We start from the raw sequence: 13664 nt of genomic DNA, 5'->3' as shown, positions 1-13664 counted from the left end.
CATCGATTTGCAGCGGCGGGGAAAATGGGAGGGGGGTATTCGCCACCTGGGAGGCGACGATGGCCGGTAATTCGAACTCGGGGCGCAAGGCGCTGCCGAAAAACGTGCATCTGCTCCAGGGTAATCGGTCGAAGAAGTCGGCCGCCGAGCTGGTCGATCACAACCGCCCGCCGGTGCATGTGCCGGACGCGCCGGATCACCTGAGCGCCGATGCACTGGCCGAGTGGCAGCGCGTGGTGCCTTTGCTGGAAGCGATGGGTATCATCGCCGACCTTTACCGCGCCCCGCTGGCCGTCTATTGCCAGGCCTGGGGCCGCTATGTGCATGCCGAGCGCAAGCTGGCCGAGATTGGCGACGACGCCCTGGTCAGCACGACGCCTTCGGGCTACAAGCAGATCGGCGTCTGGCTGCAGGTCAGCAACCGCGCCGCCGAGCAGATGAAAACCTTCGCTGCCGAGTTCGGCATGACGCCGAGCGCGATCAACCGCGTCGCCGGCGCTGCCGCCCAGGGCGACCTCTTCGGATTCGGCAAGGATGGCGACAAGCCCCAAGGTGCCGCGCGCTTCTTCACCTAAGCGGCTGCCGGGCGACCCGGCCACCCGCTACGCGCGCGAAGTCGCCGCCGGCAAGCGCCTCGCCGGCCCGCATGTGCGCGCCGCCTGCGCCCGCCACATCGCCGACCTGCGCACTGGCGCCGAGCGCGGCCTGGTGTGGAGTAGCGCCGCCGCCCTCGAGGCGATCGCCTTCTTCGAGGAGGTGCTGTGCCTTAACGGCGGCGAATACGAGGGCGTGCCGTTTAAGCTGCTCGGCTGGCAGCGCTTCGTGGTCGGCAGCCTGTTCGGTTGGAAGACTGCCGACGGCCATCGCCGCTTCCGCGTGGCCTACGTCGAGACCGCCAAAGGGTCGGGCAAGTCGCCGCTCGCCGCCGGTGTCGGCATGAAGGGGCTGGTCGCCGATGGCGAACCGCGCGCCGAGATCTACGCCGCGGCCACCAAGAAGGACCAGGCCATGGTCCTCTTCCGCGATGCGGTTGCCATGTGGCAGCAGTCGCCGGAGCTGAACCGTCGCCTCAAGGGCAGCGGCACCGGCGAGAACGTCTGGAACCTGGCCTACCTCGAGCGCTCCGCCTTCTTCCGGCCGATCTCAGCGGACGACGGGCAAAGCGGCCCGCGCCCGCACATCGCGCTGATCGATGAGGTGCACGAGCATCGCACCAACACCGTGGTCGAGATGATGCGCGCCGGCACCAAGAGCCGCCGCCAGGCGCTGATCTTCATGATCACCAACTCCGGCGCCAGCAAGACCTCGGTGTGCTGGAACTATCACGACTACGGCGCCAAGGTCGCCGCCGGCGTGCTGCACGACGACGCCTTCTTCGCCTACATCTGCAGCCTCGATGACGGCGAAGATCCGATCACCGACGAAAGCTGCTGGCCGAAAGCCAACCCCAGCCTGCAGGAAGCCGATCTACCCGGCATCAAGTACCTGCGCGAGCAAGTGCGCGAAGCGCGCGGCATGCCGAGCAAGGAAGCCCTGGTCCGGCGGCTGTGCTTCTGCCAATGGACCGAGGCGGAAAACCCGTGGATCAGCGCCGACACCTGGCTGACCCGCGCCGACGACTACGACTGGCAGCAGCTCAAGGGCCGCCGGGCCTGGGGCGGCCTCGACCTGTCAAGCACCACCGACCTCACCGGCCTGGTGCTGTGGGTCGAACCAGAGCACGACGGCGAACCGTGGCGCCTGGTGCCTTTCTGCTGGCTGCCCGACGCCGACCTGCAGCGCAAGGAAGAACTCGACCGCGTGCCCTACCTGGCCTGGCGCGCTGCCGGCCACCTCGACACCACGCCGGGGCGCGCCGTCAGCAAACTGCAGGTAGCGCTCAAGCTGGCGCAGCTCGCCGACCACTTCGACATCCAGGCGGTCGCCTTCGACCGCTGGCGCATCGAGGACTTCAAGGCGCTGGCCAGCGACAACGGCGTCAGCCTGCCGCCGCTTGAAGCCTTTGGCCAGGGCTACCAGAGCATGAGTCCTGCGCTCGAGGCGATGGAGACGCACCTGCTCAACGGCACCGTCGCCCATCCGGGCCACCCGGTGCTCACCTGGTGCGCCGCCAACGCCGTGGTGCAGAGCGACGCCGCCGAAAACCGCAAGCTGGCCAAGGACAAGGCCAACGGAAGAATCGACCTGATGGTCGCCGCCGTCATGGGCGCCGGGCTAGTAGCAAGGCAGCCGGCAGGAGCAGAACAATCATTTTGGGAAACCGCGTGAAACTATTCGACCGCATCTTTGGCCGCAAGGCAGCCCAGCTCACCTATGACCAGGTAGCCGCGCTGATCGACGGCGGCGGCGCATCTGTTGCCGGCGTTCACGTCACGGCCAAGACCGCCCTGCAGGTCGCCACCGTCCTCGATTGCGTGCGCGTCATCGCCGACGGCTGTGCCACGCCCGACCTGCACATCAAACGCGAGACTGCCGACGGCAAGTCTGAGCGCGCTACCAACGTCCCGGAATACCGGATGCTGTCACGCCGCCCGAACGAATGGCAGACATCATTCGAGTGGCGCCGCCAGATGACGTTGCATGCCGCTTTGACTGGTGGCGCCCTGTCGATTAAGGTGCGCGGCAACAATCGCCGCGTGCGCGAACTGATCCCGGTGCAGCCAGGGTGCTGGGATGTGCGCAAGATTTCGCGCTACGACATCCGCTATCGCTGCTGGGACGACTTTGGCCTGATCGGCGAGTTCGCCCCTGATGACGTTTTTGTACTCAACGGGCTGCAATGGGACTGGGTCGGCGCGCTTGATGTCATCCGCCTGGCGCAAAGCGCCATTGGCCTGTCGATCGCCACCGAAAAAAGCCAGGCCGGGATTCACGCAAACGGACTGCGCCCATCCGGGATTTACTCCGTCGACGGCGCGCTCAACCAGGAGCAGCATGAGCGCCTGACCGGCTGGCTGAAAAACAAAAGCGGCCCCGACAAGGTCGGCGTGCCGCTGGTTCTCGACCGCAACGCCAAGTGGACCAGTACCGCCATTTCCGGCGTCGACGCCCAGCATGTCGAAACGCGGCGCCTGCAGGTCGAGGAAATCTGCCGCGCCTTCAATATCTTCCCGATCATGGTCGGGCACAGCGACAAGTCAGCCACCTTCGCCAGCTCCGAAGCCTTCTTCGCCGCCCACCTGAAGCACACGTTGGCGCCCTGGCATAAAGCCTGGCGCGACCGGCTCGACGAAATGCTACTCGACGGCGGTGGCCCACTGTTCGCCGAGTTCGACACCCGTTACCTGTCCGCCGGCGATATGAAAGACCGCGCGCAATGGGCGCGCACCATGGCCGAAATGGGCATCTACACCCGCAACGAGCTGCGCGAAGAAGAAGGCAAGGATCCGCTGCCCGGCCTCGATGAACCGCTGACACCACTCAACATGACAACCGACACCAATGCAGGAGAATCCGGCAATGAAGACCAACCGGCAAATTGAGCGCAAGAGCGCCGCGCCCCGGCACGAGACCCGCTCATTCGTCCTTTCGCTGAAAGCCACCGGTGAAGACGGCACCATTGAAGGCTACGGCTCCGTTTTCGGCGTCCGCGACAACTGGGACGACATCATCGCCAAGGGCGCCTTTGCCGCAACGCTGGCCGCCCACAAGGCTGCAGGAACCATGCCCGCCATGCTCTGGCAGCACAGCGCCGATCACCCCATAGGCGTGTGGACAGACATGGTCGAAGACGAAAAGGGGCTTTATATCAAGGGCCAGTTGGTCATGGACACCGTGCGCGGCAAGGAAGCCCATGCGCTGCTCAAAGCCGGCGCCATCAATGGCCTGTCCATCGGCTTCATGTCGAAACAGTGGGCCTACGACCGCGACACCGATGTCCGCACTCTGACCGAAATCGACCTTTGGGAAGTCTCCCTGGTCACCTTCCCGGCCAACGAAAAAGCCCGCGTCACTAACGTCAAGGCCGCGCCGGATGATCTGGCGACCCCGAAAGATGCTGAACGAATCCTGCGCGAGGCCGGATTCAGCAAAACCGACGCTACGGCCATCGTGTCGCGCGTCATGCGTATGGGCGAGGCGCGGAGCGAGTCCGCCGAGTCGGCCAGCGCGGCAATGAAAGCGGCCAACCGCCTGCTTGAATCCATCAAGTCCTCCACCTGAAAAGGAATCGCACCATGAAACAAAACATTCTGGCCATGATGGCCATCAGCTTCGCCGCCTTCCAAGCCAACGCCGGCGCCACCCCGTGCTACGAAAAGCGCGACGAGCCGAACATCAAGTCGGTCGCCGATGCCATCGACAAGATCGGCACCGCCTTCGAAGAGTACAAGAAGACCAACGACGCCCGCATCGCCGCCGTCAAGGCCGGTGGCTCGACCGCCGACCTCGACGCCAAGCTGGCCAAGATGGACGAACACATCGGCAGCCTGACCGAAGTCAAGTCCAAGCTCGAAAAGATGGAAACCAAGCTGGCCCGCCCCGGCGTCTTCGGTGCCGGCAAGGAAGATGGCGAGTCGCAGGAATCCGCCGAATATCGCCACGCCTTCCTTGACTGGATGCGCGCCCCGTCCGACAACGAGCGCCAGCAGAAAGCCACCTCGGCCGCCCGCGCCCTGGAAGCCAAGGCCAAGGCCGAAGGCCGCGAGACCCGTTCAGCGCAGGTCATCACCTCGACCGGCTCGGCCGGCGGCTTTGCGCTGCCTGAGCAGATTGAGCGCCAGATCGCCCGCCTGACCGTCGACATCTCGCCGATCCGCCAGATCGCCACCGTGCGCACCGTCGGCACATCGGATTACAAGGAGCTGGTCGACATCGGCGGCGGTGCATTTGAGTGGCTGGGCGAGGGCGACACCCGCAACCAGACCAACACCCCCGACCTGGCCGAAGTTGCGCCGAGCTTTGGTGTCGCCTCGGCCAAGCCGCAGGCTACCGAGGAGTCGCTTGACGACCTCTTCTTCAACGTCGAGCAGTGGCTGATCGACTCCGTGTTTGAAGCCATTGCTGCCGGTGAAGGCGCCGCCTTCGTCTCTGGCAACGGCACCAAGAAGCCCACCGGCTTCCTCGCCGGCCCGACGCCGGTTGCCACGGCTGATTCCAGCCGCGCCTTCGGCACCCTGCAGTACATCGCCTCGGGTCAAGCCGCTGCCCTGCCGACCACGCCGGATACCTTCTACGACCTGGTCTATTCGCTGCGCTCGACCTATCGCCGCAACGCGACCTGGGTCACCAACAAGTTGGTGCTGTCGGCAATCCGCAAGTACAAGGAAGCCACCACCAACGCCTACATGTGGCAGCCGGGCCTCTCTGCCGGCCAGCCGGATACCTTCATGGGCTACCCGGTGGTTGAAGCCGAAGACATGCCGGCCGTTGGCGCCGGTGCTTTCCCGCTCGCCTTCGGCGACTTCAAGGAAGGCTACCTGATCGCCGATCGCGTCGGCATGCGTATCACCCGCGACGAAATCACCTCGCCCGGTTTCGTCAAGTTCTACGTGCGCAAGCGCGTCGGCGGCAAGCTGCGCAACACCCAGGCAATCAAGCTGCTCAAGATCGCTGCCTCCTGAGCAAAACATCGAGCCATGAAACGGCCCCTGCGGGGGCCGTTTTTCATTGGAGTCAGCAATGCACCTCAAAGCAAAACAGGAATTCACCTACTTCCTGCGCGGCGTCGAACCTGTGACGTTTGCAAAAGGTGATGAATTCGAGACCGACGACCAGGAACTGGCCGAAGTCGCGCAGCGCGAAGGCTGGGCCGCTGCGGTTGCGGTCGACCAGGAAATTCAGCAAAAACCCGTGCGCCGCAAGGCCAAGGAGTAAATCATGGCAGTCACCTACACCAACGCCGTCAAGGATGCCCGCTTGACCGCCGTCGTCACCGCCATCGGCGGCACCGGCGTCCTCGAGATTGGCACTACCGGCATGGCTAGCATCCTGGCCACCATCAGCCTCAACGCCACCGCTGGCACCGCTTCCGGCGGCGTCCTCACCTTCTCCGGCTTCCCCAAGTCCGACACCTCGGCCGACAACACCGGCACCGCCGCTGCCGCGCGCATCCGCACGGCCACCGCCGGCACCGACATCGTTACCGGCCTCACCGTCGGCACTTCGGGCAGCGACATCAACCTGGACAGCACCAGCATTACCGCCGGCCAGACGGTCACGATCAACAGCGCCACTATCACTCACGCCTGATTAGTACGGAACGGGGGTAAACGTGGCCATTACCTTCGTCAATAAAGGCACCTGGGCCGCCGGCACCACTTCGATTTCTCCGGGTATTCCGGCCTCGATGGCGGCCGGCGACCTGATGATTCTGACGGTGCACACCTGCAACCAGGCCGTCAGCACCATCACCGGCTGGACGGCAGTAACCGGCTCGCCCGTCAGCACCGGCACGGCGAATACTGCCGGTGGCACGCGCGTCAGCACCTATTACCGTTGGTGGCAGTCGGGCGATACCGCGCCGACCGTCTCGGTGACGGGTGGCACCGTCACCAACGGCATCATCTGCGGTTTCCGTGGGGTAGATGCCACCACGCCGTTCGACGCCACGCCGGTAGCGACCACGCTAGCGACGGCCAACGCTACGCTGACCATGACCGGCATCACGACGGCCACGGCGAATGCGCTGATCTTCTGGTCGATTGCCCGTGACCAGGACTTGAACAGCACGACGGCGGTCACGGCCTACACCAACGGCAACCTGACCGGCATCACCGAAGACCACGATCAGGTGGTCAATACCGGCGTCGGTGGCGGTATCTGGGTCGGGCATGGTTTCAAAGGCACCGCTGGCGCGACCGGCAATACGACGATCACGCAGACCAGCTCGATTGCGGTCGGCCTGACCATCGCGCTGCGCGCCGAGCTGATTTCCACCGGCGACCTGGCGGTTACGGAAACCGGCAGCGATTCCTTTGCATCCAGCGGCACCGTGCTGGTCGAGGGTGCGCTGGCCACAACGGAAGGCGCCGACAGCTTCGCCAGTACGGGCGATGTCATCGTCCAGGGCGCCTTGGCCGTAGCGGAAACCGGCAGCGATACCTTCGCCGCCAGCGGCACCGCCGGCGACCCGTCCATTACCGGCGCGCTCGCCGCCAGCGAAAGCGGCAGCGACACGCTGACCGCCAGCGGTAAGGTCGCCGTCAAGGGCGCGCTGGCGGTATCGGAAAGCGCCGACAGCTTTGCCAGTGCCGGCAAGGTGCTGGTCAAGGGTAGCCTGACCGCAACGGAAGCCCGCGACAGCTTCACCAGCAGCGGCAAGGTGATCGTCAAAGGATCGCTTGCTGCCAGCGAAGTCCGCGACACTCTGTCTGCTTCCGGCATCGTCAGCTGGGGGCCGCCGCTCTTCGGCAGCCTGGCCGCCAGCGAAAGCGGCGCCGACAGTCTTGGCGCCAGCGGCAGCATCAGCTGGGGGCCGGTCAGCGGCGCGCTCACCGCGCACGAGGCCGGCGATACGCTCGCCGCCAACGGCAAGATCATCGTCAGCGGCGCCTTTACCGCTATCGAGCTGCCGGATGTCTTCGTCGCCAGCGGCGGCATCCGCATCATCGGCACTTTGAGTGTTGGCGAAATCGGCGCTGACCGCTTCGTCGGTGGCGTCCTGCCGCCCATTCCCGGACCGGCCGGGTCCGGCTTTGCGCCACGCCCGGTCTCTGGCACGCGCCCGCGCCAGGCAGCAACCACCCGCCCGACCGCCATTGGCGGCCGGCGTCCAACGAACTAAGGAAAGCGATGGCCTACACGCTCATCACCGCCCCGAGCAGCGAGCCGGTCAGCCTGGCGGAAGCCAAGCTGCACCTGCGCGTCGACGGCAGCGACGACGATGCCCGCATCACCGCCTTCATCAGCGCCGCGCGCCATCTCGCCGAGCAGAAGACCGGGCGCGCCTTCGCCCCGCAGACCTGGGAAATCGTCCTCGACGCCTTCCCCGAGGCCTTTACGCTGTACAACGCGCCGATCACCGCCGTCACCTCGCTGAAGTACATCGACGAAGCCGGCATCGAGCAGACGCTGGCCGCCGAGTCCTACCAGCTCGACAAGGATTCGCTGCCCGGCTACGTCGTCCCGGCCTACGGTTATACCTGGCCGACGCCACGCGCCCAGGCCAACGCCGTGCGCCTGCGCTACACCTGCGGCCACGCCACCAGCGACGCCGACCTCGCGGCGCTCAAGATGTGGATGCTGGTCGCCATCTCGACCTGGTACAAGCACAGCGCCGCGACCACCGACGGCAATCCCGGCGAACTGCCGCGCAGCTACCTCGACGGCCTGCTCGACCGCTACAAGCTCTACGCATGACCACGCTCAACCACCGCATCAACATCGAGCAGCGCAGCAGCAGCACCGATGCGCTCGGCCAGCCGCTCGAGACCTGGACGCTCGTTGCCGCCGTCTGGGCCGATGTCCGCCACCTGAGCGGGACGGCAACGCTCAAGGCGGGCGCCGACGCCAGCCTGGTGCAAGCCAGCATCCGTATCCGCCAACGCAGCGGCCTCAACGCCGGCCTGCGCGTCGTGCATGGCAGCGACCTGTACGACATCCGCGCCGTGCTGCCCGACGGCAAGAATCAATACATCGACCTCGTTTGTCAGCGGGTGGCGTGATGGGCATGAAGATCAAGATGGATGTGCGCAAGTTCAAGGAAGACCTGCGCGCCACCGCCGACATGCTCAACAAGGCGACGCGCCCGGCAGCGCAGGCCGGGGCGCAGATCATTTACGACCGCGCCAAGGTGCTGGCGCCGGTGGCTGCCGCGCCGCATTACTTTTACGGCCAGAACCGCCGCTACGGGCCGTTCGCGCCCGGCAACCTGCGCGAATCGATCTACCAGGCATTCAGCCAGGACAACAGCTTCAAGGACGTGTCGACCTACCACATCAGCTGGAACGCCAGCAAAGCGCCCTATGGCGCGATGGTCGAATTCGGCACCAGCAAGGCCCCAGCCCGCTCGTTCATCGCTGCCGCCGTCGCCGAGACCCGCGCCGAAGTGCGTGCCGCGATCAAGGCGCGCTTCATCGAGGAAGTGAGCGGAAAATGAGCATGGAATCCGACCTGGCGACGCTGCTCAAAGGCATCTGCGTGCGCACCTATCCTGACATCGCGCCGCCCAATACGGCGACGCCCTATGTCACCTGGCAGGGCATCGGTGGCGAGTCGCTGCGCTACATCGATGGTGCCGCCGCCGACCGCCGCCACACGCTGCTGCAAATCAACGCCTGGTCGAAGACGCGCAGCGAAGCCTTGACGCTGATCCGCGCCATCGAGGACGCCCTCTGCGCCAGCGCCGCCTTCACCGCAACGCCGCAGGGCGAACCGCTCTCGACCTACGAACCCGACCCGCTGCTCTACGGATCGCTGCAGCGTTTCGACATCTGGGCAACCAGATAACCAGACAACCGCCGCAAGGCGGTTTTTTATTGCCCATCTGGGCGCAATACCACCCGCCTCGGCGGGTTTTTCTTTTCTGAAAGGAAGAATCATGGCCCAGGTTCCCACTGGCTCCACGTTTTACATCGCCTCCTCGATCGCCACCGCCAAAACCGTGTCGACGGCCTCCAACGCTGCCGAATGTGTCGTCGGTTCCACCGCCCACGGCTACAGCAACGGCGACATCGTCATCATGTTCTCGGGCTGGGGTCGCTTGAACAAGCGCGCCTTCCGCATCAAGAGCGTGACTACCGACTCTTTCGTCCTCGAAGGCGCCGATACTACCAACACTACCTGGTTCCCGTCGGGAACCGGCGTCGGCACCGTGCAGAAGATCTCGGCATTCACGCAGATCACCACCGTCATGTCGCCTTCCAGCTCGGGCGGCGAGCCGAAGAAGGTGGAATACAAGTTCATTGAAAGCGACGTTTCTTACAGCATAAATGACGGTTTTTCCGCTACCGATTACACGATGGAACTCGATGCCGATTCTATTGGCACCGCTGGCTATACCGCACTCAAGACGCTGACGGACGTTCAAACCGATACGGTGCTGAAGATCGTCACTCGTTCCGGCTCACTCAATTTGGTGCCTTGCACCGTGGCGCTGAACGAAACCGTGATGATGCAAGACGGCTCCATCAATCGCGTCAAGGCGACTTTCTCCGGAAATAACCGGAGTGTTCGCTACGCGTCGTAATCCCGCTGTAGCCATGCCGGGGGCTTCGGCCTCCGGTTTTTTCAACGCTGGATCATCGGGTCGCACCCGCCAGCGTCTTTTTGCGCACAAGGACAATAAATCATGGCCAATAAAGTAAAGCTCGGGAATCGCCCCAAGAATTTCAAGCGCGTCATCGCCTTCCCGCTGGTCGAAGGCGGCGAGGGCGCTATCGAAGTCAGTTTCAAATATCGTACACGCAGCGAGTTCGGCGCCTTCATCGACGGCATCTTCGCGGCGGCCAAGGAAGAAGCACCCGCCGACGGTGAATTCAAGATGGCCGATTTGATGGCGAAGACGCGCGACAAAAACGCCGCCTATCTGCTCGATGTGATTGATGGCTGGAACCTCGATGAGCCACTCAACCGCGAAACCGCCGAGCAACTGTGCGACGAACTGCCCGCTGCTGCCGCCGAGATCATGGAGGCATACCGTCTTTGCACGGTAGAGGGCCGCGTAAAAAACTAACGGAGGCAGTGCGGGTGTTCTATGCCCGCCTGCCGAGCGCCCAGGAAGCCGCGGCCGCCGGCTTCGAACTCGCCGACTACGAGGAAGAAGCCGAGATCTGGCCGGAGAACTGGCCGGCCTTCGCCCTCTTCAGTTCGCTGCAGACGCAGTGGAAGGTCGGCATGGCCGGCCCCACCGGCCTTGATTACGCCACGCTGTTCCTGCTGCTGGACCGCCATCAGCTGGTGGGTGACGAATGGTGGCAGATGTTCGGCGACATCCGCCTCTGCGAAGCCACCGCCCTGAAAACCATGCAGGAAGCCGCCCGCCAATAGCGGGCTTTGATAGGAAGCCACCATGTCCGACCTCAAGATTCAAGGCGAAGTCGTCGTCAGCACGGAGGGCGCCGAAAGTGCGCTCAACCGCGTCGGCAACGCCGCCGAGAGCATGGCGCGCCAGGTCGATACCTCGGCGAGCAAGGCCGGCAAGGCGGTCGATGGTATCGGCAGTGGCGCCGACGCCAGCGCCGAGCAATTCACGCGCGCCGAGGGCAAGATCAGCGCCTCGATCAAGCGCGCCACCAGCCAGCTCGAAATGCTGGGCAAGACCGCCTCGCAGAAGCTCGACATCAAGATTGCCGCGCAAGGCCTGGACGCCGCCAAGTTCGAGCCGATGCTGGCCAAGCTGCGCGAACTCGAAGCAGCGCAGGTGCGCGTCGGCACCACCTCGCGCGGCATGGGTGGCGGCCTGCAGAATACCTCCTACCAGCTGCAGGACTTCATCGTTCAGGTCAATGGCGGAGTCGATGCGACCAAGGCCCTCGGCATGCAATTGCCGCAGATGCTCGCCGGCTTCGGCGCAGCGGGCGCTGCGGTCGGCGTGCTGGCCGCGCTGCTGCCCAACCTGGTGCAAGCCTTCGGCAGCTCGGCCGAGAAAGCCAAGACGCTCGACAATGCCATGTCCGACCTGGACAAAGCGGTCGGTGCCGTCGGGGCGACGGTCAAGACCTTCGACATGGACAAGCTCTACGAGCAGTTCAATGCGTCGAGCGGCGCCGTGCGCCAGGCCACCCTCGACCAGCTCGCCTTCCAGCAGGAATTCATCCGCACCCAGCAGCTGGTTTCGTCCAAGAAGTTCGGCGAATCGCTCGGCGGCCTTGGCGACTACGGCACCCTCGACAAGCTGGCCGGCGCCTATGCCGGCAGCGGCGCCGACAAGCTCGCCAAGCAGCTCGGCGTCACCCTCGAAGTCGCCAAGGATCTGCTGCCCACCCTCAACGGTCTGAAAACCGGCAGCGAAGACGTCAACCTGGCCTTCACCAAGTTCGGTACCGCGCTGCTCGGCGGCAACGCCAAGGCGGTCGAACTGGCAGCGACCATGAACGACCTGGCAAAAGCGCAGCGCGACGGCGCCGCCGCGTCGACGGCGATCAGCGAAGCGCAGGCCAAGATGGCCAAGGGCTACGTCCAGACCAAGAAGGAAGCCGACGAAACCGCCAAGGCGCACAACACGGCGGCCAAGGCAGCCCAGGCCGAAGCCGACGCCCTGGCGGCCCTGCTCAACACAATCAACGGCAAAGCCAGCGACTTCGATTCGTCCTACGTCAAGAACGTCGAGACCCTGCTCAAGGCCTACGACCGCGGCGCCCTCAAGCTCGGCGAATTCAACGCCGTCTTCGAGCGCTACGTCGCGCTGCAGCCGGGCGCCGTCGCAGCCGAGAAGGAGCGCGCCAAGCTCCTCAAGGAAGAAGAAGACTACCGGCAGAAGAGCATTTCGTCGCTGGCCAGCGAAACCGAAAAGCTGCTCGACAAGGCCAAAGCCTCGGAGATCGAGCTGGCCGCCATCGGCGCCACCGGCGGCGACCTCGAGCGCCTGACCGCCGCTCGCTACGACGAGCAGATCGCCATCAAGCAGGCCGAGGCCGAGCGCCTGCGCGGCATCGACGGGCGCGAAGCCGAGCTGTACCTGATCGAGCAGCAGATCACCGCGCTGCAGCGCCTCAAGAGCGTCGAGATCACCAAGCCCAAGCTGCAGGCGCAGGCGCGCGAGTGGGAGAAATTCACCGACCAGATCGGCCAGAGCCTGACCGACGCGCTCTACCGGGCTTTCGAGTCGGGGGATTCGTTCGGCCAGGCCTTCGCCAAGAACCTTGAGAACACCTTCAAGGCGATGGTCTTGAAGTTTGCGGTGCAAGCGGCCATCACGACGGGTGGGAATCTTGTCAATACCGGCATCAATGCCGTGCTCGGGACTGGCGGCGAGAACGGCGGCGCCGGAACGAATTACTTTGGCCTGGCTGACAAGGCGAACAGCATCTATAACCTGTATGGCGCGGCGACCGGCTATAGCACTGGCGTGAACACGCTGGCCGGGCTACTGGGCGCCGGATCAACGGTCGGCGCATCGGCCGGCTCGCTGGCGTATGCCAATACGGTCGGCGCCATCGGCGGCGATGCGCTCGGCGCGTTCATCGCGGCAAACAATAGCTGGGCTGGCGTATCCACCGCTGCGGCGACGGCCGCCGAAGCATCGGCGGCCGCCGCTGCGGCCTCGGCTGCGGAAGCCGGCGCGGCGAGTGCGGCGGGCGGGGCTGCTGCCTCGGCCGGTAGCTTCGCCTGGGTGCCCTATGTGGGGTGGGCGGCCGCTGCCGCCGCCGCGATCTATGCCTTCAAAGACAAACTGTTCGGCGGGTCATGGGAACCCACGGGCGCCCCGCGTTTTTCCGGCAGCTTCAGCGAAGTTGATCGCGGCATGGTCAACGGCAATACGTTGCAGGATTGGGCCAAGGATGGTGGCTGGTTCCGCAGCGACAAGAACGAGACGCGGGCGACCGCGATCTCGAACGAATTCGACGCGCTCCTCGACCGCATCTATACCGGCGTGCGCGACAACTATTTGGCTGTTGGCAAGCTGTTCGACGACACCGACCTCGCCGACAAGCTGGTCGGCTTCGGCATGCGCGTCGATAACCTCGATTTCAGCGATGCCCAGGCTGCTGTCGAGAAGATGGCCAAAGACCTGGCCGACAGCATGGGGCGGACGTTGTTCCCCAGCGTGCAGGCGCTTCAAAAGG

General features: G+C 64.8%; 16 protein-coding genes. All 16 read left to right on the top strand.

From position 1 onward, the window contains the following. Positions 1-575 (top strand): phage terminase small subunit P27 family (locus ABFC67_RS03745; RefSeq protein ID WP_346736706.1); only part of this gene is annotated, 575 nt, incomplete at its 5' end. Beyond that, complete coding sequence (locus ABFC67_RS03740; RefSeq protein ID WP_346736705.1) at positions 535-2268, top strand: terminase TerL endonuclease subunit; 1734 nt, start codon at positions 535-537, stop codon at positions 2266-2268. The genes ABFC67_RS03745 and ABFC67_RS03740, both read left to right, overlap by 41 nt. Then, positions 2265-3482, top strand: a complete 1218-nt coding sequence (locus ABFC67_RS03735; protein WP_346736704.1) for a phage portal protein — start codon at positions 2265-2267, stop codon at positions 3480-3482. Before ABFC67_RS03740 ends, ABFC67_RS03735 begins: the two co-directional genes overlap by 4 nt. Continuing rightward, positions 3460-4161 carry an HK97 family phage prohead protease gene (locus tag ABFC67_RS03730; RefSeq protein ID WP_346736703.1) on the top strand — a complete coding sequence of 234 codons (702 nt, stop codon included), beginning with the start codon at positions 3460-3462 and terminating at the stop codon, positions 4159-4161. The genes ABFC67_RS03735 and ABFC67_RS03730 overlap by 23 nt, the downstream gene beginning before the upstream one ends. 14 nt (positions 4162-4175) lie before the next feature. Next, positions 4176-5561, top strand: a complete 1386-nt coding sequence (locus ABFC67_RS03725) for a phage major capsid protein (protein WP_346736702.1) — start codon at positions 4176-4178, stop codon at positions 5559-5561. Positions 5562-5619: 58 nt separating this feature from the next. Continuing rightward, complete coding sequence (locus ABFC67_RS03720) at positions 5620-5814, top strand: hypothetical protein (protein ID WP_346736701.1); 195 nt, start codon at positions 5620-5622, stop codon at positions 5812-5814. Positions 5815-5817: 3 nt separating this feature from the next. Further along, on the top strand, positions 5818-6189 hold the full coding sequence (locus ABFC67_RS03715) for a hypothetical protein (protein WP_346736700.1): 372 nt from the start codon (positions 5818-5820) through the stop codon (positions 6187-6189). A gap of 22 nt (positions 6190-6211) precedes the next feature. Beyond that, positions 6212-7723 carry a hypothetical protein gene (locus tag ABFC67_RS03710; RefSeq protein WP_346736699.1) on the top strand — a complete coding sequence of 504 codons (1512 nt, stop codon included), beginning with the start codon at positions 6212-6214 and terminating at the stop codon, positions 7721-7723. Positions 7724-7731: 8 nt separating this feature from the next. Continuing rightward, entirely contained in the window at positions 7732-8298 is a 567-nt protein-coding gene (locus tag ABFC67_RS03705; RefSeq protein WP_346736698.1) for a head-tail connector protein, read from the top strand. Then, positions 8295-8603, top strand: a complete 309-nt coding sequence (locus ABFC67_RS03700; RefSeq protein ID WP_346736697.1) for a phage head closure protein — start codon at positions 8295-8297, stop codon at positions 8601-8603. The genes ABFC67_RS03705 and ABFC67_RS03700 overlap by 4 nt, the downstream gene beginning before the upstream one ends. A gap of 5 nt (positions 8604-8608) precedes the next feature. Then, entirely contained in the window at positions 8609-9037 is a 429-nt protein-coding gene (locus ABFC67_RS03695) for an HK97-gp10 family putative phage morphogenesis protein (RefSeq protein WP_346736696.1), read from the top strand. 2 nt (positions 9038-9039) lie between these two features. Continuing rightward, complete coding sequence (locus ABFC67_RS03690; RefSeq protein ID WP_346736695.1) at positions 9040-9387, top strand: DUF3168 domain-containing protein; 348 nt, start codon at positions 9040-9042, stop codon at positions 9385-9387. 91 nt (positions 9388-9478) lie between these two features. Then, positions 9479-10126 (top strand): phage tail tube protein, encoded by a 648-nt coding sequence (locus ABFC67_RS03685; protein WP_346736694.1) that lies wholly within the window; start codon positions 9479-9481, stop codon positions 10124-10126. Positions 10127-10228: 102 nt separating this feature from the next. Continuing rightward, positions 10229-10612, top strand: coding sequence for a phage tail assembly chaperone (locus ABFC67_RS03680; RefSeq protein ID WP_346736693.1), 384 nt, complete (start codon positions 10229-10231; stop codon positions 10610-10612). A gap of 14 nt (positions 10613-10626) precedes the next feature. Then, positions 10627-10926 (top strand): DUF1799 domain-containing protein, encoded by a 300-nt coding sequence (locus ABFC67_RS03675; RefSeq protein WP_346736692.1) that lies wholly within the window; start codon positions 10627-10629, stop codon positions 10924-10926. A 22-nt stretch (positions 10927-10948) separates the two neighbouring features. Then, positions 10949-13664: hypothetical protein (locus tag ABFC67_RS03670; protein WP_346736691.1), on the top strand; the 2716-nt coding region annotated here is incomplete at its 3' end.

This window comes from Mizugakiibacter sp. (assembly GCF_039680435.1).
Classification (GTDB): Bacteria; Pseudomonadota; Gammaproteobacteria; order Xanthomonadales; family Rhodanobacteraceae; genus Mizugakiibacter.
The sequence above is the reverse complement of the archived record's forward strand: the minus strand, read 5'-3'. Positions and strand labels throughout refer to the sequence as shown.